Origin of the sequence: Alkalicoccus urumqiensis, assembly GCF_002993335.1 — a bacterium.
Classification (GTDB): Bacteria; Bacillota; Bacilli; order Bacillales; family Salisediminibacteriaceae; genus Alkalicoccus; species Alkalicoccus urumqiensis.
Map to the genome: position 1 here is coordinate 1 of NZ_PVNS01000017.1, position 19353 is coordinate 19353.

The 19353-nt window shown below is 53.7% G+C and carries 21 protein-coding genes; 18 read left to right on the plus strand and 3 right to left on the minus strand.

The window, feature by feature from the left end; genetic code table 11:
• Window positions 1–271 precede the first annotated feature (271 nt).
• Complete coding sequence (locus C6I21_RS14805) at window positions 272–796, minus strand: dihydrofolate reductase family protein (protein ID WP_105960263.1); 525 nt, start codon at window positions 794–796, stop codon at window positions 272–274.
• A 123-nt stretch (window positions 797–919) separates the two neighbouring features.
• Here C6I21_RS14805 and C6I21_RS14810 point away from each other — a divergent pair, with 123 nt between their 5' ends.
• From C6I21_RS14810 to C6I21_RS16815, 4 genes are all read left to right on the plus strand, one after another.
• Complete coding sequence (locus C6I21_RS14810) at window positions 920–1801, plus strand: DUF5996 family protein (RefSeq protein WP_105960264.1); 882 nt, start codon at window positions 920–922, stop codon at window positions 1799–1801.
• Between the two features lie 123 nt (window positions 1802–1924).
• The gene (locus tag C6I21_RS14815) at window positions 1925–2680 is read left to right on the plus strand and encodes a MerR family transcriptional regulator (protein ID WP_105960265.1); all 756 of its coding nucleotides are present in this window, start codon (window positions 1925–1927) and stop codon (window positions 2678–2680) included.
• A 246-nt stretch (window positions 2681–2926) separates the two neighbouring features.
• Window positions 2927–3208 carry a cache domain-containing protein gene (locus tag C6I21_RS16810; RefSeq protein ID WP_105960266.1) on the plus strand — a complete coding sequence of 94 codons (282 nt, stop codon included), beginning with the start codon at window positions 2927–2929 and terminating at the stop codon, window positions 3206–3208.
• Window positions 3201–4685 carry a methyl-accepting chemotaxis protein gene (locus C6I21_RS16815; protein WP_280953460.1) on the plus strand — a complete coding sequence of 495 codons (1485 nt, stop codon included), beginning with the start codon at window positions 3201–3203 and terminating at the stop codon, window positions 4683–4685. Before C6I21_RS16810 ends, C6I21_RS16815 begins: the two co-directional genes overlap by 8 nt.
• Window positions 4686–4687: 2 nt before the next feature.
• Here the strand turns inward: C6I21_RS16815 and C6I21_RS14830 are convergent, their stop codons facing one another.
• Complete coding sequence (locus C6I21_RS14830) at window positions 4688–5302, minus strand: hypothetical protein (protein WP_105960268.1); 615 nt, start codon at window positions 5300–5302, stop codon at window positions 4688–4690.
• A 102-nt stretch (window positions 5303–5404) separates the two neighbouring features.
• On the opposite strand from C6I21_RS14830, the gene C6I21_RS14835 reads away from it, so the two are divergent.
• The 8 genes from C6I21_RS14835 to rsmI all read left to right on the plus strand — a co-directional run bounded on the left by C6I21_RS14835 (window position 5405) and on the right by rsmI (window position 11767).
• Complete coding sequence (locus C6I21_RS14835; RefSeq protein ID WP_105960269.1) at window positions 5405–6781, plus strand: aminotransferase class I/II-fold pyridoxal phosphate-dependent enzyme; 1377 nt, start codon at window positions 5405–5407, stop codon at window positions 6779–6781.
• Between the two features lie 19 nt (window positions 6782–6800).
• On the plus strand, window positions 6801–7433 hold the full coding sequence (gene tmk, locus C6I21_RS14840) for a dTMP kinase (protein ID WP_105960309.1): 633 nt from the start codon (window positions 6801–6803) through the stop codon (window positions 7431–7433).
• Between the two features lie 93 nt (window positions 7434–7526).
• A complete protein-coding gene (locus C6I21_RS14845; protein WP_105960270.1) occupies window positions 7527–7856 on the plus strand; it encodes a cyclic-di-AMP receptor in 330 nt (109 codons plus the stop codon).
• A gap of 21 nt (window positions 7857–7877) precedes the next feature.
• Window positions 7878–8870: a DNA polymerase III subunit delta' gene (gene holB / locus C6I21_RS14850; RefSeq protein ID WP_105960271.1), complete on the plus strand. Its 993-nt coding sequence runs from the start codon at window positions 7878–7880 to the stop codon at window positions 8868–8870.
• Window positions 8870–9697, plus strand: coding sequence for a PSP1 domain-containing protein (locus C6I21_RS14855; RefSeq protein ID WP_105960272.1), 828 nt, complete (start codon window positions 8870–8872; stop codon window positions 9695–9697). The genes holB and C6I21_RS14855 overlap by 1 nt, the downstream gene beginning before the upstream one ends.
• Before the next feature lie 51 nt (window positions 9698–9748).
• Window positions 9749–10060 (plus strand): DNA replication initiation control protein YabA, encoded by a 312-nt coding sequence (gene yabA / locus C6I21_RS14860; RefSeq protein ID WP_105960310.1) that lies wholly within the window; start codon window positions 9749–9751, stop codon window positions 10058–10060.
• A gap of 98 nt (window positions 10061–10158) precedes the next feature.
• The gene (locus C6I21_RS14865; RefSeq protein ID WP_105960273.1) at window positions 10159–10887 is read left to right on the plus strand and encodes a tRNA1(Val) (adenine(37)-N6)-methyltransferase; all 729 of its coding nucleotides are present in this window, start codon (window positions 10159–10161) and stop codon (window positions 10885–10887) included.
• Window positions 10880–11767 carry a 16S rRNA (cytidine(1402)-2'-O)-methyltransferase gene (gene rsmI / locus C6I21_RS14870; RefSeq protein ID WP_105960274.1) on the plus strand — a complete coding sequence of 296 codons (888 nt, stop codon included), beginning with the start codon at window positions 10880–10882 and terminating at the stop codon, window positions 11765–11767. Before C6I21_RS14865 ends, rsmI begins: the two co-directional genes overlap by 8 nt.
• A gap of 74 nt (window positions 11768–11841) precedes the next feature.
• On the opposite strand, the gene C6I21_RS14875 is transcribed toward rsmI, so the two are convergent.
• A complete protein-coding gene (locus C6I21_RS14875; protein ID WP_105960275.1) occupies window positions 11842–12129 on the minus strand; it encodes a transition state genes transcriptional regulator AbrB in 288 nt (95 codons plus the stop codon).
• A 785-nt stretch (window positions 12130–12914) separates the two neighbouring features.
• Here C6I21_RS14875 and metG point away from each other — a divergent pair.
• From metG to rsmA, 6 genes are all read left to right on the plus strand, one after another.
• Window positions 12915–14915, plus strand: coding sequence for a methionine--tRNA ligase (gene metG / locus C6I21_RS14880; RefSeq protein ID WP_105960276.1), 2001 nt, complete (start codon window positions 12915–12917; stop codon window positions 14913–14915).
• Between the two features lie 15 nt (window positions 14916–14930).
• Window positions 14931–15704, plus strand: a complete 774-nt coding sequence (locus C6I21_RS14885) for a TatD family hydrolase (protein ID WP_105960277.1) — start codon at window positions 14931–14933, stop codon at window positions 15702–15704.
• A 209-nt stretch (window positions 15705–15913) separates the two neighbouring features.
• Window positions 15914–16225 (plus strand): hypothetical protein, encoded by a 312-nt coding sequence (locus C6I21_RS16225; RefSeq protein WP_142393274.1) that lies wholly within the window; start codon window positions 15914–15916, stop codon window positions 16223–16225.
• 231 nt (window positions 16226–16456) lie between these two features.
• Window positions 16457–17722, plus strand: coding sequence for a resuscitation-promoting factor (locus tag C6I21_RS14890; RefSeq protein ID WP_105960278.1), 1266 nt, complete (start codon window positions 16457–16459; stop codon window positions 17720–17722).
• Window positions 17723–17849: 127 nt separating this feature from the next.
• Window positions 17850–18413 (plus strand): ribonuclease M5, encoded by a 564-nt coding sequence (gene rnmV, locus C6I21_RS14895; protein WP_105960279.1) that lies wholly within the window; start codon window positions 17850–17852, stop codon window positions 18411–18413.
• Window positions 18406–19287 carry a 16S rRNA (adenine(1518)-N(6)/adenine(1519)-N(6))-dimethyltransferase RsmA gene (gene rsmA, locus C6I21_RS14900; protein ID WP_105960280.1) on the plus strand — a complete coding sequence of 294 codons (882 nt, stop codon included), beginning with the start codon at window positions 18406–18408 and terminating at the stop codon, window positions 19285–19287. The genes rnmV and rsmA overlap by 8 nt, the downstream gene beginning before the upstream one ends.
• Window positions 19288–19353 lie beyond the last annotated feature (66 nt).

A 19353-nucleotide genomic window follows, 5' to 3' on the forward strand; every position in this document is an offset into this window, starting at 1 on the left:
TTTTTTTCTACCTGCCGAAACCGGAGGCCGTCGACTCCGGGAGGATCCGAACGAGGCGAAAATCCATTCCTTCAGACGGAAGGAGGAAGGAATTAGTTGAGCCCGTTCCCTCCGGAACGCGTACGGCCAGAGGTGCAGACAGAAAGCGGACGCCCATACAATAAACCTCCCTTTTCTTTTAAACCCAGGCGGGCTCTGCCTGAGTTTTTCATACAAAGAAGTTTCCACTGCCGCTGGACTGATGCCAGTACGGATGCCGGAGTACAGCGTTCTACCGCTTTCGGCGGTACGTCAGCTCGACGAATTCATCAAACTGGCGGGTGCCTTCCAACACCAGATCATGCTCGTAACCGCCTTCCGGAAACAGCCGGACGCCGCGGCCGATGAGCACAGGTGCGATGGCAATTTGAAACCGGTCAATCAGATCGGCTTCCAGCAGTTCCCGGATCACTTCTCCGCCGCCGACGATCCAGATCGGTTTTTCTGCCGACTGTTTCAGTTCGTTAACAAGATCGGCGGGAGACTGCCGGGACACTTCCGCATCCGGTATATGCTGAATCGTTCTGGAAAGAACCCAGCATGGCTTATCCGCATAGGGAAACCCTTCTGTCATCTCCTGTTTGATCCATTCATACGTGCGGCGGCCCATCACTACCGTTCCAATCGTTTCATAAAATGCCTCATATCCCGTGTCACCGCCCTGCTCCTGTCGAAACAGCCACTCGAGCGAATCTTCTTCCGATGCAATGTAGCCGTCCAGACTGACCGCAATAAAGACATGAACCTCTGCCTGCATACGAACACCTCCTTTACCCTCTATTATACGCGGTCGGAGCAGGAAAACGGCGGACAGATCTCGAAACAGTTCAGCAGACAGCGGGAGCGGACAGACGCGGAAAAATCATGAGGAGGTAAGAGAATGCATCAAATGAAGCACGAAGACTGGAAGGACACCAAAATGACGCTGCATCTGCTGTCGCAGATTCTGGGGAAAGTCCGCCTGGAAATGGCGGAGCAGCAGCCCCAGTGGGCCCACGTCATGCTGCCGCTGACGCCGGGCGGCTTTACGACTGGCAGGCTGTATCACAATGATCGCTGCTTTTCGATTGAGCTCAACGTTCTGGAGCACAAAATCATCGTTACATGCGAAGGGGAGCACGCGGTCATTCCACTGGAGGACGGGACGACCATTCAGTCCTATTACCGGCAGCTTACCGCTGCACTGGAGCAGCTGAGCTGTCCCGTATCTATCTTCACAAAGCCGCAGGAAATGACCTATGTCACTCCATTTGAATTATGTACCGACGTGTTCACGTATGATCCGGAGCTCGCTGCTTCCGGCTTCCGCCTGTTTCAGCAGGCAGAGCGGGAGCTGGCTGCATTTCTTGCGCCTCTCCGCACGAGGAAAATCATGCCGGCGCTTTTCTGGGGAACATTTGATGTGTCAGGGCTGATCGTCAGTGACCGGTATGAACCGTTCCCGGAAGACAAAGTTATCGAAAAAGGCGCCTTTGATGAGCAGTTTATTGAATTTGGTTTCTGGACAGGCGATGGTCAGGTGAACGAGCCCACCTATTTTGTGCTCCCCTATCCGTTTTTATTTCAGGAGCTGACCACCGGCGCCCTGGAGCCTCAGGATGCCTGGTATGATGCTTCCTTGAGTGAGGCATTTTACAGAGGGGACGACGTGCAGACGTTTTTAAAAAGCTCTTTTACGCTGCTGGCAGAGGAGCTGGGCTGGGAGAAAACCGATCACACCTTCCGGCAGCTGACCATGCCATTCCAGAAAAATCGGCGCTGATCCCCTCCTCTATACAGGTCCATTCAAAAAAATACCACGCTCCATGAAAAGAAGCTGCTGCTTCATGGTTGACCTTGACCTAACGTTATACCACACACTGAAGGAAGAAGGGAGGGGTATAACATGAGCTGGACGATTCAGCAGCTGGCCGCGCTGTCGGGAGCAAGTCCGCGCGCACTGCGGTTTTACGAACAGAAAGGACTTCTGAGTCCGAAGCGGCGGAGCAATGGCTATCGTCAGTTCGACGAAAACGATGTGACACGGCTGCAGCGTATTTTATTCTTCCGCGAGCTGGATCTGTCCATAGCAGAAATCAGGCGCATTCTTGATCAGACAGAAGCCGTGCAGCGGCAGGCTTTAATAAGCCACATGGAGTACCTGCAGGCTGAAAAAGAGCGTTTGGAAAACGTGCTCGACACCATGCGGAACGAACTGGAGGGGAAGTCTCATATGACTGCAGAGGAACGGTTTGAAGGATTTAAAAATCGAAAGATAGCGGAGAACGAAGCCGCCTACGGCGAAGAAGCAAGAGAAAAATATGGGGAAGCGGCGGTGGAGCAGGCGAACGAAGCATGGAGACAGATGAGTCAACAGGATTACGAACAGATGCAGAAAACAGAAGAAGAGCTGTTCGCCATTTTAGCGAGAGAGGCAGCGGGCGGAGACCCGCACGCAGAAGCAGGGAGACAGGCAGCGATGCTGCACCGGAAATGGCTGGAGTTCAGCTGGGACCATTATTCGCCTGAAGCGCATGCCGGCCTTGTGCATATGTACACAGCCGATGAGCGGTTTCAAGCTTATTATGACGCCTGTGCAGAAGGTGCAGCTGTTTATCTGCGGGATGCCGTGACAGCCTGGACAAATCAGCAGAAAGATTGAACATTCGAGAGCCGGCCATGTGCCGGCTTTTTATATTTTTTAATGAAAATGGAAGCTGAAACAGGCGGACTGTATGCATCTCATCTCTAACGATCCGGCTGTGGCTGTTTTATATCCCTTTCTTTTCCATAATCGCCGAAAGACCTACTTTATTCCATAGATAATAAGCCTATTTTTGTATAAGTAATAGGAATTTTCAAAAATCAATGATATTATATAAGAAAAAAGACGTAGTTTTTCAGGGGGATGAATGCAATGAGATGGGTGGATCGACTGGCAAATCGTTTTTTTCTACTTGCAGCTGTATTAATTACTGCAACCGCTGTCATTATCGGCAGCAGCAGCTATTTTATCGCGAAAAGTGCGCTGACAGACGCCGGCAGGCAGGATCTGGAGACGAGAGTGGAAGGAGCGGCGGAACTGCTGGATTCCCTGCAGACGCAGGTGGAGGCAGGCAGTCTCACCGAGGAGGAAGCACAGGAGGAAGCGAGAGAGCGGCACAGCAGAAAATGGCTCTCCGCTGCGTAGTTTCGAAGAATCGCCATGGACATATGGAGACGAAGGGTACGTCTATGCATTTCTAAGCGACGGCACGACCGCAGCGCATCCGATGGGGCGCGAAGGAGATAATCTGTACGATCTGCAGAGTGATGACGGCACGTACATGATCCGCGGTCTGATCGACGCAGCGCAGCAGGAGGAAGCGGAGGACCGCTTTTATACATACATGTGGCTGAACAGTGGAGAAACCGAAGCACGGGAGAAGATGGCTTACGTTACGACATTTGAGCCGTGGGACTGGCATTTCGGGCTTGCTGCCTACACCGAGGAATTTTATGAAGATGCCGCAGAAATCGGCTGGATGGCGGTGTTGATCGGAGGCGCTGCGGCACTCGCCGCCTCCCTTCTTTTCTATCTCATCATGACCCGGTTCAGCCGCGAGTTAAACAGCGTGCGCCGGGAAGCGGAGGCTGTGGCATCGGGGGACTTAAGCCGCCCGCCGCGGAAGATTTCCGGCCGCACCGAAGTGGCACTGCTTGCTGGATCGGTTGCAGACATGCAGCGGAAGTTAAAAGAAATGATCGAACGGATGAGTGAAACCGCCGGTCAGACGGCCGCTTCTTCAGAAGAACTGACTGCCGGGGCACAGGAAAACAGCGCTTCGAGTGAACATACCGCGTATGAAATTCAGAAGCTTGCCGATATGTCCGAACAGATTCAGGAAAAGACGGTGGAAACAAACGACGATGTGGAGAACAACAGCCGCCGTCTGGAGCAGGCGGAAAAAGCGCTTGCAGAACTGGAGCAGCTGTCCAAAGAAGCAGCGTCGATTTCCGAAGAAGGACGTACGTCCAGCCGTGAGGTGACGAGTACGATTGATGAGGTCACGGCACGCATGGGCGAGACGAAAACAGTAATCGAGCGGCTGGCGGAGCGTTCGAGCGATATTGATGACATTATCCGGACGATGACGGATATCAGCGAGCAGACGAACCTGCTCGCGCTGAACGCCTCCATTGAAGCCGCACGTGCAGGAGAGCATGGCAAAGGATTTGCTGTCGTGGCGGATGAAGTAAGAAAGCTTGCGGAGCAGTCCGGAGCCTCTGCATCGAGGATCCGGGAGATGATTACGGCGGTGCAGCAGGATACGGAAGCTTCCGTTGAGGCCATCACGGCGGTATCCACACGCTCAGAGGAAGGCAGCCGTGCCGTGCGCGGCATGGAGGAAGACTTCGGCCGCGTTGCCGGATTGAACAACGACGTGGACAGCCAGGTGGCCGTTCTCCGCACAGCGGTGGAGCAGATTGAGTCGTCAGGAAACGGTATTCAGAGCAGTATGACGGCCTTTAAGCAGTACGCCGAAGAACTGAATGAGCGCTCCAGCACCGTAGCGGCAACCTCGGAGGAGTCGCTCGCCTCCATGAATGAAATTGCCCGGACATCGGAGGAGCTGAGCCGGATTGCCGTCGATCTGCAGGAGCAGATTCAGACGTTCAAAACGTAGGCTCAGTCCGATTTGTCCGCTGGAGCAATGGACCGGCCGAGAAGGACGAGCGCCGGACCGATTCCAGGAATCCATGAGGCCCAGAGTCTCGGTGGCTGCCAGTCGGTGCGGAGAATATCCCGGGCAAGCCAGATGACGACGAGGAAATCGACGCTCATGACACTGACGAGACTGGATGCTGTATACGCCTCGGCATAGGCAGAACCACTGCCATTTCCGGCTGCAATGTAGGCAGCAAGGCTTAACAGCAGAATGAGCAGCAGATACAGCCGGCTGGAAAAGGCACGCTGCAAAAAGCCGGGACCGCGCGGGACTTCCCGCGCTTTTTTTCCGCGCAGAAATAAATAAGGAAGAATGGCAAAAGCCCCGGTTACAAACGAAGCCAGCACGAACGGCCAGGCAGGAAGGCGGTACTGGTCTTTTGGCAGAAGCAGTGCTGCAAACAGAAGCGGGTATACCCCGAGCATGGAAAAGACAGCCGTCACAAGCGGGTCCACTTCCTCAAACCGGCCTGTCGCAAGCGAAGCCAGATAAGGGTCATTTCCAGCACCGGCACCAGGAGCGAGAAGGGCGTAGATCGTTAACAGCAGAAACACAATTCCGTATCGTTTTTTCACATAATCCCCCCACCCATTTTCTTCAGTAAATCAGAGTAAATCCGGAAATGCAAGCGGCGTCCTCTTCCGTTATAATGTAGGAAGCAGAAAGGAGCCGCGCCGATGGATCACACCTACACCCCGCTTATAAACGCCCTGGAACAAAAGCAGCAGGCCCGCTCCTTTCACGTCCCCGGTCATAAAAACGGCCGTGTTCCCCCGCCATGGGAACGACTGCAGTCAATCCTCCCCGCCGACCAGACAGAAATCGACGGCCTCGACGACCTGCACGACGCAGATGGCGTGATCAAAGAAGCTCAGGATATGACGGCCTCTCTGTTCGGCGCAGCGAAAAGCTGGTTTCTCACCGGCGGATCCACCTCCGGTATTCTGGCTGCTGTCATCGCCGCCGTCCGGCCTGGAGAGCGCCTCCTCCTCCAGCGGAGCGCCCACCAGTCCGCCCACGCCGCCGTAACACTCGCCGGTGCGGAGCCGGTGTACATGAACCCATCCACCGAAACCATATCCGGCCTCCCGCTCGGCATTTCCCCGGCACTGCTTGAGAAAACACTGCGCGCCTACCCGGATACAGCCGCCGTTTTATTAACCTCGCCGACGTATGAAGGATACGCGCAGCCTCTGACGGAGCACGTATCACTCTGCCGGAAGTACGGCGTCTGTCTCCTTGTCGACGAAGCGCACGGAGCCCACCTGCTTCCCGGAGCCGGACGTTTTCCGGAAGGGGCGGTTCAGGCAGGGGCCGATCTCGTGATTCAATCGGCGCACAAAACGCTTCCGGTCATGACGATGGGGGCGTGGATGCATGCAGGCTCTTCCCGCGTAGACACCGAAGCGGTGCAGCAGGCGCTTCAGATGGTGCAGTCCAGCAGCCCGTCCTATATCCTGCTCGGTTCGCTGGATGCAGGAAGGTCGTATCTCGGCCGGTTTACGGACTGGGAGGCGCTGGCGGATACGATTGAACAGGAAAGCCGGCACCTCCCGGTCATGCCGGAATCGGCCGGCATCTGGCGCCGCGACCCATTAAAGCTGCCGCTTCTGGCCGGTTCCGCGGAGGAGGCACAGCAGTGGGAGAAAGCGATGCACGACCAGGACATGTATCCGGAGCTCCGGCTCGGCCGGGTGCTGCTCGTCACGCTGCCGCTTCATACTGAAGCAGCGACGGAACTGCTGCGGGAACTAAAAACCGTCATACCACACAGAGCCGCCGGCACCTCGTTTCAGGAAACCGCCGGTACCGGGTGGACTGTTCCCGCGCTGACGACCCGCCAGCAGCGCACTTATCCGGTGGAAGCCGTGCCGTTCGAAGAGGCAGCGGGGCACACGGCTGCCCGTTCCCTCATCCCCTATCCGCCGGGCATTCCGCTCGTGCTGCAGGGAGAGCGGATCATGGAAGCCCATCTGGAAGCGCTCCGCCGTCTAGGCGGCCAGGGCGTGCGTGTGAAAGGAAATGGTCCGGAACTCCGGGTCTACAAAGAATAAAGAATCACTGAAAGGACGAATGTGTATGTTTATGACAGTCGAAGGCGGCGAAGGGGCCGGCAAAACGACCGTGCTTCATGAAGCGGCGGAGAGGCTCCGGCACCTCGGATATGATGTAATGACAACGAGAGAGCCGGGCGGAAGCCGGATTGCTGAAAAAATCCGTACGATTATTTTAGATCCCGGGCACACCGAAATGGATGCGCGGACCGAAGCGCTTCTTTACGCAGCGGCAAGGCGCCAGCACCTGGTGGAAAAAGTACTGCCGGCACTGGAAAAAGGAACGATCGTTTTCTGCGACCGGTTTGTCGACAGCAGTCTCGTGTACCAGGGGTACGCACGCGGCATCGGGGTGAAGGAAGTGTGGGACTTGAATATGTTTGCCACAGGCGGTCTGAGCCCGGATTTGACGCTCTACTTTGACATCGACCCGGAAACCGGCCTGAAGCGGATAATGGACGGAGACAACCGGGAATTCAACCGTCTGGATCAGGAGGCACTTTCCTTTCATGAGGATGTCCGAAAACAGTACTTGACGCTGCAGCAGGAAGCCCCGGAGCGGATCCAGCTGATCGATGCAGCACGTCCGCTGGAGGCAGTTGTTGAGCAGGCAGTGGAAACGATTCTTTCCCATCCGTCGCTGAAAAAGTAACCTCAGCAGCCGGCCTGGATCTGGAAAAACGGGCGACTTGTCACGCGTTTCTTGTTATAATACATATAACCCCATAAGTGGAGGAGATGAACGATGAAACTGATCGTAGCGGTCATTCAGGATAAAGACAGCGGAAGACTTTCAGATGCGTTGGTGGAGCATGACTTTCAGGCAACGAAGCTTGCAAGTACAGGCGGATTTTTGAAGTCTGGAAACACGACGTTTCTCATCGGTGTAAAAGATGAGGAAGTGACACCGGTACTCGAAGTCATCAAGGAAAACTGCAAATCCCGGGAACAGCTCGTCGCGCCGATTTCCCCGATGGGCGGCAATGCCGATTCCTACGTCCCCTACCCGGTGGAAGTGCAGGTCGGAGGAGCCACCGTGTTTATCATGCCGGTCGATCAGTTTGAAAAGTTTTAGAAGGCAGGAGAGATAACTATCATGCAGACATGGTCGGAATTATCTGAAACACAGCCGACAATCGCGCGGGTGCTGCAGAACAGTGTCCGCCGTGGACGTCTTGCACATGCCTATTTGTTTGAAGGCGGACGCGGGACCGGCAGACGGGCAGCGGCTCTTCTGCTGGCCCGTGCCTTTTTATGCGAAAAAACCGTGGATGCCGAGCCGTGTCTTGTCTGCCGGGAATGCCGGCGTGCCGAATCCGGGAATCATCCGGACGTGCATCGGATTCAGCCCGACGGCCAGACGATCAAGGTCGATCAGATCCGTGCGCTGAAAAAAGAGTTCAGCATGCGCGGAATGGAGTCGGCGAAAAAAGTATACATCATTGAAGAAACGGAAACGATGTCTGCGGCAGCGGCCAACAGCCTGCTGAAATTTCTTGAGGAACCGGAAGGGGAGGCGCTGGCCGTCCTGATTACGGCGAGTGCCGGACAGATTCTTCCGACGATTCTTTCCCGTGCGCAGGTGATGAGTTTTTCCCCTCTTCCACCGGACCGCGTAACCAAAGCACTTGTGGAGCGGGGTTTCCGGGAAAAAGAAGCAAGAACGGCTGCTTCTCTGACCTCCGATTTAGAAGAAGCCGAGCGCATGTTTGACGAGGAATGGATTTCACAGGGACGGGAGAAAGTGGTACAATTAATGAACGATCTCATTTCACGCCCGCAGGATGCATACATTACCGTCCATGAGACGATCATGCCGTTTTTTACCGACCGTCAGCAGATACAGACAGCGCTCGATCTGATGATGATCTGGTACCGGGATGTGCTTCGTATGCAGGTCGGGCAGTCGGATGCAGTCGTTTATATAGATCAGGAAGATACCCTGACGAAACAGGCGTTTCAGCTCTCTCAGCAGAAGCTCGGAAAGAACCTCCAGGCAGTGATGGACGCAAAACGGCGGGCTGGAGCCAACGTGCCCCCGCAGCTGCTGGTAGAACAGCTGCTGCTCCGCTTACAGGAGGGATCATAGTGCATCAAGTGATAGGTGTCCGATTCAAAAAGACGGGAAAAATTTATTATTTTTCACCGGGGGACTTACACATAGAGAAAGATGATTATGTCATCGTCGAAACCGCACGCGGCACGGAGTTTGGAAAAGCCGTGATCGGGACGAAGGAAGTCGATGAGCAGGATGTCGTGCTGCCGTTGAAGAAAGTACTGCGACTGGCAACAGATAAAGACAAGCGTACCGTGGAAGAAAATAAACAAGAAGCGGAAAAAGCGTTCGATGTCTGCCTGAAGAAGATTAACGAGCATAAGCTGGAGATGAAGCTGGTGGACGTGGAATATACGTTTGACCGGAGCAAAGTATTATTTTACTTTACCGCAGATGGACGGATCGATTTCCGTACACTCGTCAAAGACCTGGCATCGGTTTTCCGTACACGGATTGAACTGCGCCAGATCGGCGTCCGCGACGAAGCGAAGATGCTTGGCGGTATCGGACCGTGCGGGCGGATGCTCTGCTGCTCCACCTTTTTAGGAGACTTTGAGCCGGTCTCTATTAAAATGGCAAAAGATCAGAACCTGTCGCTGAATCCGACGAAAATTTCCGGACTGTGCGGCCGGCTGATGTGCTGCCTGAAGTACGAAAACGACGAGTATGAGCAGGCCAAAAAGGAACTGCCGGATCTTTATAAGAAACTGAACACCAGCTATGGACGTGGAAAAGTCGTCGGACTGAATATGCTGGAGCGCCTCGTTCAGGTGGAGATCTTTGAGTCCAAGCAGGTCGTTGAATTTACACTGGACGAACTCCTGGAAGAAGGAGCGATCGCCGCAAAAACCACGAAATAATGAGGTGGAGGCATCGTGAACAAAAATGAATTGTTTTCCCGCGTCAGCCAGATGGAAGAAAGGATCGGCGGGCTGCATCATGAGCTCGGGGAACTGAAGGACCAGCTGGCCCAGCTGCTGGAGGAAAACACCCATCTGCAGATGGAAAACGACAATCTGCGCGAGCGGATGAACTCCGCATGGGAGGAAGAAACGGAAGAAGAACCGGGAGAAAGCCGTGTGAAAGCAGGTTTCGGTGAAGGATATGATAACCTGGCCCGCCTGTACCAGGAAGGCTTCCATATCTGCAACCTGCACTACGGCAGCATCCGGAAAGAAGGCGACTGCCTTTTCTGTCTCTCGTTTCTGAATCGATCTGAATAAGCAGCATAAGGCGGTGATGACGGACCTGGTCATCATCGCTTCGTTGTGCCGGCCCGGAATGAATCATTTCCCGGGAAATAAAAGGAGGAACATCCGGTATGCGGCTTGATTTTCTGCCGGGAAAAAAACGGACAATATATCAGCGCCCCGACTTCTTTACGTATTCCATGGACTCGATTCTGCTCGGGCGGTTTGTGACGCTGCGGGGCGGAAAGCGTCTGCTTGATTTATGTGCCGGAACCGGAGCCGTCCCTCTTGCCCTCAGTGTGCGGACCACGGCGCTGATCGATGCCGTCGAACTGCAGGAGCCTCTCTGCCGTCTGATGGAGGCGTCGGTTTCAGAAAATGGGCTGGAGGAGCAGATTCACGTGCATGAGGCGGATCTCCGTACGATGCATCCCCAGGACTGGGGCGTATACGATGTCGTGACATGCAATCCGCCGTATTTTCCGGTAACAGCGGAAAAGGGTGTGAATGAAACTGAAGCCAGGACGCTGGCCCGGCATGAAGTAGCGTGCACGCTGGAGGATGTCGTAAAAACGGCAGCCCGGATGGTCCGCTCCCGCGGCAGGGCAGCATTTATACACCGGCCGGAGCGGCTTACGGAGCTGATGCAGGCCTGTGAGGCAAACGGCCTGCAGCCGAAGCGTCTTCAGTTCGTTCATCCATCGGCGGCAAAAGAAGCGAACATGGTGCTGTTGGAAGCGGTCAAGGACGGCGGCAGCGGCATGACGGTGGAATGTCCACTGCTTGTCTATGGGGAGGACGGGGCGTACGAGCCATCGTTTAAAGAACGTTATTTTGAAGGGGAGGATCCGTATGCATGAGCAGCAGAGCTACCGCGGAGAAGAACGAGGCATGCTGACGCTGGTGCCGACACCGATCGGCAATCTGGAGGATATGACGTACCGGGCGGTGTCGGTGCTGCAGGCGGCGGACGTGATTGCCGCGGAAGATACGCGTCATACGAAAAAGCTGTGCCATGCGTTTGAGATCCAGACGCCGCTGATCAGCTACCATGAGCACAATATGCATACGCGCGGACCGGAACTTCTTGAACGGATCCGCAGCGGGGAGCACGTCGCCCTCGTTTCCGATGCCGGCACGCCGGCGATTTCCGATCCGGGAGCACGCTTAACACAGGAGGCGAAAGCGGAGCAGCTGACGGTGACTGCACTGCCGGGAGCCAACGCAGCGCTGACGGCCCTGACGGCATCGGGCCTCCCGACAGAAGCTTTTCTTTTTGCGGGGTTCGTGTCGAGGCAGAAGAAAAAGCGCATCGAGGAGCTGGAGCAGTGGAAACCGGTGCAGGCGACGCTTCTTTTTTATGAATCGCCCCACCGGGTGGCTGCTTTTCTCCAGGCAGCGCTGGAAGTATATGGCACACGCCGGGCGGTTATTGCCCGGGAAATGACAAAACAATATGAAACGATCATCAGCGGTACGATCGAGGAGCTTGCCGCGTGGAGCGGCGACACGGAGATCCGCGGCGAATGCGTTGTCTTAATTGAAGGCGCCGATGACGAAACGGCTGCCTCTCTTGAGCCTTCTGCTTGGTGGGAGGAGCTTACTCCGGCGGCGCATGCGGCACATTATGTGGAAAAAGAAGGCATGAAGCCAAAGGATGCGGTAAAGCTTGCTGCGAAAGAACGCGGCGTACCGAAGCGGGACGTGTATCAGGCGTACCATGTGGATACGGACGATTGAAAATGCGGATAAAAAAAGAGGACGATCCCCGGTCGATAAATCGACATGGAGATCGTCCTCTTTTTTCATGCGGATCAGCTTTCCTGCTTGGAAATATACGCTTCCAGTTCTTTAACGATTTCTTTTGCACCCATCGGGCTGAGAATGATTTTACCATTCGCAAGGGAAAGGTTGTCGTCGGATACTTCTCCAGTTACCTGGCACGTCATGTTCGGCTTGTACTTTTTCAGTACGATCCGGTCATCGTCCACATAAATTTCAAGGGCATCCTTCTCTGCAATGTCGAGTGTACGGCGGAGCTCGATTGGAATAACCACACGGCCCAGTTCATCAACTTTTCTTACAATACCTGTAGATTTCATAAGAATAATCTCCTCTCTGTGAGTCAAAGTGTATTTTTGGCAGAAGTTTCGAAGCGCCAAGATTCGACAAATTTCTGTTAATAGTATAATACCAATACTTCCAAATGAAGTCAATTAAAAAACACAAATTTTTGGAAGATATATCGACAAACGGCTCAGCAGCGCGGAAGAAAAGATGTTTTAACAGCGGATCCAGAGCAGAGATTTCCACCTCCCTGAATTTCTTATCGACAAAAAACGACAAACTCGCGGTTATACTTTTATTATACCCAAATACGGGATGGAAGTAACAGAAATACAAGATATTTCATAAATTATTAATGAATGTATAGATTTTGTACAATTGTTTCGGATGTCGAAAGAGAGAGAATGAATCGAAGGGCATGTAAATAAGGAATAAAAATCTAATAATGGATCATTCAGGATCGCATCGTCATGCACGCTTCTTCTGCGTTGACAGAAGGCGCAGAGGAAGGTATATTTTCTAATGGATGCTCATTATAACGACAGGTCTTCATAGAAGGGATGAGTAGGGCACGCGGAGCTGCACAGAGAGCCGGATAAGCTGAGAACCGGCGGGAAACCGAGCCTGAACATGGTCCTGGAGAAGCAGAAAGCTGAGCTGTATGCAAAGCTTTCACGGCCGCTGCCCGTTACGCAGCAGAAAGATGGCTGTTTTTTCAGCAAAGCCGGGTGGTACCGCGTGGAGTGAATCCCCGTCCCGGCAGGCTGGGAGAGGAGTCTTTTTTTGTACGCTTTGTCAAATGAATAGAGGAGGATCAAGGATGGCAGAAGAAAAAAATACGTTTTATATCACAACGCCCATTTATTACCCGAGCGCGAAGCTCCATATCGGCCACGCCTACACGACTGTAGCGGGGGATGCCATGGCCCGCTACAAACGGCTGCGAGGCTATGACGTGCGCTACCTGACCGGAACCGACGAGCACGGACAAAAGATTGAAACGAAAGCGAAGGAAAACGGCGTTTCTCCGCAGGCGTTTGTCGATGATATTGTAAAAGATATTCAACAGCTCTGGAAAAAACTCGACATTTCCTACGATGATTTTATCCGGACGACCGAGGACCGTCACAAGAAAGTCGTTCAGAAGGTTTTTGACCAGCTTCTGGAGCAGGGCGATATTTACCTGGATGAATACGAAGGCTGGTATTCCATTTCGGATGAAACATTCTACACAGAGCTGCAGCTGGAAGACAAAGAATACGATGCGGACGGTAATGTGACCGGCGGAAAAAGTCCGGACAGCGGACATCCTGTAGAGAAAGTCCGTGAAGAATCCTATTTCTTCCGGATGAGCCGCTATGCAGACCGCCTGCTGAAGTATTATGAAGAAAATCCGGAATTCATTCAGCCGGAGTCCCGTAAGAATGAAATGATCAATAATTTCATCAAGCCTGGTCTCGAAGATCTGGCTGTGTCCAGAACGTCGTTTGACTGGGGTGTGCGGGTCAATAAAAATCCGGAGCATGTCGTTTATGTATGGATTGATGCGCTGTCCAACTACATTACGGCGCTCGGGTACGGTACAGAGGATGAAGAGCTCTACAACCGCTTCTGGCCCGCGGATGTGCACCTTGTCGGAAAAGAAATCGTCCGTTTTCATACGATTTACTGGCCGATTATGCTGATGGCTCTGGATCTGCCGCTGCCGAAAAAAGTATTCGGCCACGGATGGCTTCTGATGAAAGACGGCAAAATGTCGAAGTCCAAGGGCAATGTCGTCGACCCCGTACCGCTCATTGACCGCTATGGTCTCGATGCTGTGCGCTACTACCTGCTGCGGGAGGTGCCGTTTGGTTCCGACGGAGTGTTTACACCGGAGGCGTTCGTCGACCGGATAAACTACGATCTTGCCAACGACCTCGGCAACCTCGTCAACCGGACGATTGCCATGATTAATAAATACTTCGGCGGTCATCTGCCTGCCTACGTGAAAGATGCGACAACGTTTGATGCGCCGCTTCTTGATCTGATCGATGCGACCGTGGATAAAACCGAAGATGCCATGGAAGAGATGCAGTTTTCCGTCGCGCTTACGGCGGTCGGTCAGCTGATCAGCCGGACGAACAAATATATTGATGAAACACAGCCGTGGATTCTGGCCAAAGATCCGGAAGCGAAAGAACAGCTCGGTTCGGTGCTTCATCATCTCGTTGAATCGATCCGTCAGATTTCCGTTATGCTCCGGCCATTCATGACGGAAACGCCGGATAAAATCGCGCGCCAGCTTGCCTTTCCGGAAAACCTGCAGACGTGGGAGTCCCTGAAGCAGGCAGGAAAGCTGCAGGAAGGAACCGAAATCATTTCCAAAGGCGAACCGATTTTCCCACGCCTGGACACGCAGGAGGAAGTCGAAGCAATTGTGGAGATGATGGGCGGTGCGAAACCGGCAGAGACGGAAGAAACCGAGGCAGTTTCGGAAGTGGAGGCGCCGGAAGTCGACGAAATTACGATCGATGATTTTTCCAAAGTAGATCTCCGCGTTGCAGAAGTGCTTTCTGCAGAGAAGGTGAAAAAAGCGGATAAGCTGCTGAAAATTCAGCTGGATCTCGGCTACGAAAAGCGTCAGGTCGTCTCGGGCATTGCGAAATACTACGAGCCGGACGCCCTTGTCGGCAGAAAAGTCGTCTGCGTATCCAACCTGAAACCGGTGAAACTCCGCGGAGAGCTTTCCCAGGGGATGATTCTCGCTGCGTCCCATGACGGCTCGCTCGCGCTCACGACGGTTGCCGAACAGCTGCCGAACGGCGCTCAGGTGAAATAAAGGAGGAAGCGTACGATGCTGATTGACACGCATGTTCACTTAAACGCAGATCAGTTTCAGGACGACGTGGATGAAACCATCGCCCGTGCACGTGAAGCGGGCGTCCGCCGGATGGTGGTCGTCGGATTTGATACGAAAACGATCAACCTGGCGATGGAGCTGATCGAACAGTACAGCTTTCTGTATGCGGCTGTCGGCTGGCATCCTGTCGATGCAGTCGACTTCGATGAAGAAAAAGCGGCCTGGATCGAAGAGCTTGCAGCGCACCCGAAAGTCGTTGCCATCGGAGAGACCGGTCTCGACTATCACTGGGACAAATCGCCGGCAGATGTCCAGAAGGACGTTTTCCGCCGGCAGATTGCCATTGCGAAAAAAGTAAAGCTCCCGATCATTATTCATGACCGGGAAGCGCATGAAGATATCGTGGATATTCTCGAAGAGGAGAACGCCGGTGAAATCGGCGGGATCATGCACTGCTTCCAGGGAGATGAAGCGATGGCGGCGCGCTGCCTGGACATGAATTTTTATATTTCGTTCGGCGGGCCGGTCACGTTTAAGAATGCCAAGCTGCCGAAAGAAGTGGCCGTCACGATCCCGGACGATCGTCTGCTCGTGGAAACCGACGCTCCGTTTCTCGCTCCGCATCCGTACCGCGGAAAGCGGAATGAGCCGGCCTACGTAACACTCGTCGCCGAAAAGCTTGCAGAACTCCGCGGCGTCAGCTATGACGAACTGGCGTCCCAGACGACGAAAAACGCCGAGCGGCTGTTTGCACTTACAGAAAAATAGCATGATACAGCGAAGAGCGCTTCTTTTTAGGAGCGCTCTTTTCGTTGGCTGCGGTAGGTGAGAAAATGCGGACCACTTCTGCATAATTTCAGACGAGGAACAGCTCTTCGCCCGCGGTTAGTTGTGAAACGTTTCAGCCGGGTTCGGGTGGACGAACGACAGCCGGCACTTTCGTTGCGGTGTTCGATACCTGTGTGGCGGTCTTGAGGGTGACTGTTGCGATCTTTCGTACCGGTATGGCGGTTTCCGGCTCTTTTATGGCGATCCACTCTTTGTGTGGCGGTCTTCGCTGCGGCCATGGCGATCTTCTCCATTCCCGTTGCGGTCTCATCAGCCGGCGTGGCGATCTTCCCAAAATACAGCGGATACCGGCCGCACTAATTCGCTGCGCCCCCTCTGCTCCGGGCAGCTGGCGGGCGGGCTTTGCCCGCGGTTATGTGAGAAACGTTTCAGTCACCAGTAAGACCTTCCCCGAATCGATCGACCGTGCCGCCCGGCAAATAGAAAAAAACCTCTTTTAAATCCAATTAATGTCATTTTTATTGCGTATTTCCGGCAATTATTTCCCGGGAAATGACCTGTTACATACTTGTAAATAAAATGTAATGTGCGCCGTCGGATTCAGGACTGACGCGGAATTTCGTGGTGTATAAGAGGAGGGGAGCATTCTTCCTGGCATAAAAGTCCCTTTTTTCGTTTGACACGGTATACGGGCGTGCGTATAATTCCGTTCTTGAAGGAGGGATTTGCCCATGATGGAGGGATTACGACGCTTTTTACAGGCATTTAATGCCAAAAAAGCTGCATTGTCTGCCCTTAGTGTGCTGCTTACTGCCGGTGTCCTCGGATTCGTTTTTTATGAAGTATCCAAGTATGAGGTTACAGTTTATGCGCAGGAGAAGGAAGTTACCGTCTCTACGCACGCAGAAACCGTCGGCGATGTCCTGGATGAGCAGGATATCGATGTAAGTGAGCACGATGTTGTTGAACCGTCACTGGATACGCCCGTGGAAGAGAATTTATCCATAGATTATATTCCTGCACGTCAAGTTACACTTATGGTAAACGGCGAAAATCAGCTTCACTGGACGACAGAAGAAACCGTTGAAGGTGTCCTGGAAGAAGTAAACGTTGAAATCGGAAACCGGGACGAACTCGAGCCGGATCCGGATGCCCCGGTGGAAGACGGTCTGGAAATCGAATTTGAAGAGGCCTTCCCTGTTACGGTTTACGGCCAGAACAGCGAACGCGATGTCTGGGTGACGGAAACCGACGTGCAGAGCGTCCTGCATCACGCGGGAATCAGTCTGAACAAATCGGACCGTGTCGAACCAGAGCGTGAGGAAGTTCTTACAGAAGAAAGCGAGATTCATATTACACGCGTACAGACAGTAACCGAAACCGAAACAGAAAGCATCCCGTATGAAACTGTTTCGACGGAGGACGGCTCCCTGCAGAAGGGAAAGGAACGCGTGGAACAAAAAGGGAAAGAAGGAACGCTTGAAAAGAAGTACGAAGTTGTATTGGAGAACGGGGAGGAAGTCTCCCGTGAACTGACGGAGGAGACGACGGTGGAAAACAGCCGGGATCATCTCGTCGCTGTAGGAACGAAAGAGCCAGAACCAGAACCGGAGCCGTCTTCAGAAACAGCAACAGCAGCTTCGTCTTCCGGATCTGCTGGATCCAATGAATCTTCCAGCGCCGACAACTCCACATCGAACTCTGGAGGAAGCTGGAAAACGATGTCCGCCACCGCCTATACAGCAAACTGCACCGGGTGCTCCGGCGTGACAGCAACGGGTGTAAACCTGAAAGCGAACCCCGGCGCCAGAGTCATTGCAGTGGATCCCGGCGTGATTCCGCTCGGCTCCCGTGTGGAAGTTAAAGGCTACGGCACGTATACAGCTGCTGACACCGGCGGCGCCATTAACGGGAATAAAATCGACATTTTTATGCCTGGAAAAGGAGAAGCGCAGAGCTTTGGACGCCGGAGCGTGCAGGTTCGTATTCTCGATTAAAAGCTGAACGAAGCAAGTCCGCGGGCCGCCTCCGCGGGCTTTTTTATGACGTGAAAGCTCTTTTCCGCTGGTGCTTATCCCGGAAAGAAATCTCTGCTAAACTAATAGAAAGTCAGGAGGAGTGCCGATGGAGCGTATTCACGAAATGATTGTCGTGGAAGGAAAAAACGATACGCACGCGCTGAAGCGCGCATTTGACTGCGATACGATTGAAACGAGCGGCTCCGGGCTCCGTCAGGATGTGATCGAATCGATCCGCCGGGCAAAAGAGCGCCGGGGGGTCATTATTTTCACCGACCCGGATTTTCCCGGTCAGCAGATCCGGCACCGAATCGATCAGGCCGTGCCCGGCTGCAGCCATGCGTTTCTGCCGAAATACCAGGCCGTGGATACGCGCCGGAGAAAGGTCGGCATTGAACATGCGTCGGTCGAAGATTTACAGCGGGCGGTCGCCGGCGTAAAGAAGGCTCTGCCGGAATCAGTCAAAAAGGAAGTGCCTTCCTGGCAGGAGCTGCATGAAGCAGGGTTTCTTGCAGGCCCGGGAGCGAGAAAACGTCGTGAACGGCTCGGGGAGCTTCTTCATATCGGTTATACAAATGGCAAACAGCTTGTCCGGCGCATGGAGCAGTTCCAGGTCAGCCGGGAGGAATTTTACGATGCAGTACGCATAATGGAGGAAGAGAATGACTAAAGATATCGCGTCACCAAAACGGACGCAGGCGATCCTGGAAAAGCACGGATTCCGTTTCAAAAAAAGCCTGGGACAGAATTTTTTAACGGATTCCAACATATTACGAAACATCGTCGCCGGAGCGGAAGTGACAAAAGAGAGCGGCGTCATCGAAATCGGCCCGGGGATCGGGGCACTTACTGAACAGTCGGCCAAAGAAGCGGGAAGCGTCCTTGCTTTTGAAATCGATCAGCGTCTTCTGCCGATCTTAAAAGAGACGATGGCACCGTATCCTCATGTAAGCATCCGCAGCCAGGACGTATTAAAAGCGGATCTTCATGCAGAAATCGACGCATTTTTCACACCGGGACAGGATCTGGCCGTGATTGCCAATCTGCCCTACTATGTAACGACACCGATTCTCATGAAACTGCTGGAAGAGAAGCTCCCGGTGCGCGTCATGGTCATGATGATGCAGCTGGAAGTAGCAGAGCGGATCGCCGCTGTGCCGGGGTCGAAGGCATACGGATCGCTCTCTATTGCCGCACAGTACTATGCAGAGGCCGAGACATTGTTCCGGGTGCCGAAAACGGCATTTGTGCCGCAGCCGAATGTAGACTCTGCCATTCTCCGCATGACGCGCCGGGAGAAACCGCCGGTCGATGTGCCGGACGAAGCATTCTTCTTTCAGTTCGTGCAGGAGGCATTCACACAGCGTCGGAAAACGATCGGAAACAACATTTCGAAGGCGTGGCAGCACCGGATGACAAAACCTGAGGCCCAGGCGCTTCTGGAAGCGGAGGGAGTAGCCCCTTCGCGGCGTGCGGAATCAGTGTCTATGGAAGAGTTCGCCGCATTAAGTCATGTTTTCTGGAATACATTGACATCCGACTAGTGCTTTCTTTACATTTTTGCGAACAATCTTATTGACACCGGCTTTTCCCGGTGATAGAATTTAAAT

Excerpts from the sequence above, each read along its gene's own strand:
- C6I21_RS14815 (WP_105960265.1), top strand. The coding sequence starts at position 1,925 with ATGAGCTGGACGATTCAGCAGCTGGCCGCGCTGTCGGGAGCAAGTCCG.
- C6I21_RS14865 (WP_105960273.1), top strand. The coding sequence starts at position 10,159 with ATGCGGCTTGATTTTCTGCCGGGAAAAAAACGGACAATATATCAGCGC.
- C6I21_RS14805 (WP_105960263.1), bottom strand. The coding sequence starts at position 796 with ATGCAGGCAGAGGTTCATGTCTTTATTGCGGTCAGTCTGGACGGCTAC.
- rnmV (WP_105960279.1), top strand. The coding sequence starts at position 17,850 with ATGGAGCGTATTCACGAAATGATTGTCGTGGAAGGAAAAAACGATACG.
- rsmI (WP_105960274.1), top strand. The coding sequence starts at position 10,880 with ATGCATGAGCAGCAGAGCTACCGCGGAGAAGAACGAGGCATGCTGACG.
- C6I21_RS16810 (WP_105960266.1), top strand. The coding sequence starts at position 2,927 with ATGAATGCAATGAGATGGGTGGATCGACTGGCAAATCGTTTTTTTCTA.
- holB (WP_105960271.1), top strand. The coding sequence starts at position 7,878 with ATGCAGACATGGTCGGAATTATCTGAAACACAGCCGACAATCGCGCGG.
- C6I21_RS14890 (WP_105960278.1), top strand. The coding sequence starts at position 16,457 with ATGATGGAGGGATTACGACGCTTTTTACAGGCATTTAATGCCAAAAAA.
- metG (WP_105960276.1), top strand. The coding sequence starts at position 12,915 with ATGGCAGAAGAAAAAAATACGTTTTATATCACAACGCCCATTTATTAC.
- yabA (WP_105960310.1), top strand. The coding sequence starts at position 9,749 with ATGGAAGAAAGGATCGGCGGGCTGCATCATGAGCTCGGGGAACTGAAG.
- C6I21_RS14875 (WP_105960275.1), bottom strand. The coding sequence starts at position 12,129 with ATGAAATCTACAGGTATTGTAAGAAAAGTTGATGAACTGGGCCGTGTG.
- tmk (WP_105960309.1), top strand. The coding sequence starts at position 6,801 with ATGTGTATGTTTATGACAGTCGAAGGCGGCGAAGGGGCCGGCAAAACG.
- C6I21_RS14810 (WP_105960264.1), top strand. The coding sequence starts at position 920 with ATGCATCAAATGAAGCACGAAGACTGGAAGGACACCAAAATGACGCTG.
- rsmA (WP_105960280.1), top strand. The coding sequence starts at position 18,406 with ATGACTAAAGATATCGCGTCACCAAAACGGACGCAGGCGATCCTGGAA.
- C6I21_RS14835 (WP_105960269.1), top strand. The coding sequence starts at position 5,405 with ATGGATCACACCTACACCCCGCTTATAAACGCCCTGGAACAAAAGCAG.
- C6I21_RS14885 (WP_105960277.1), top strand. The coding sequence starts at position 14,931 with ATGCTGATTGACACGCATGTTCACTTAAACGCAGATCAGTTTCAGGAC.
- C6I21_RS14845 (WP_105960270.1), top strand. The coding sequence starts at position 7,527 with ATGAAACTGATCGTAGCGGTCATTCAGGATAAAGACAGCGGAAGACTT.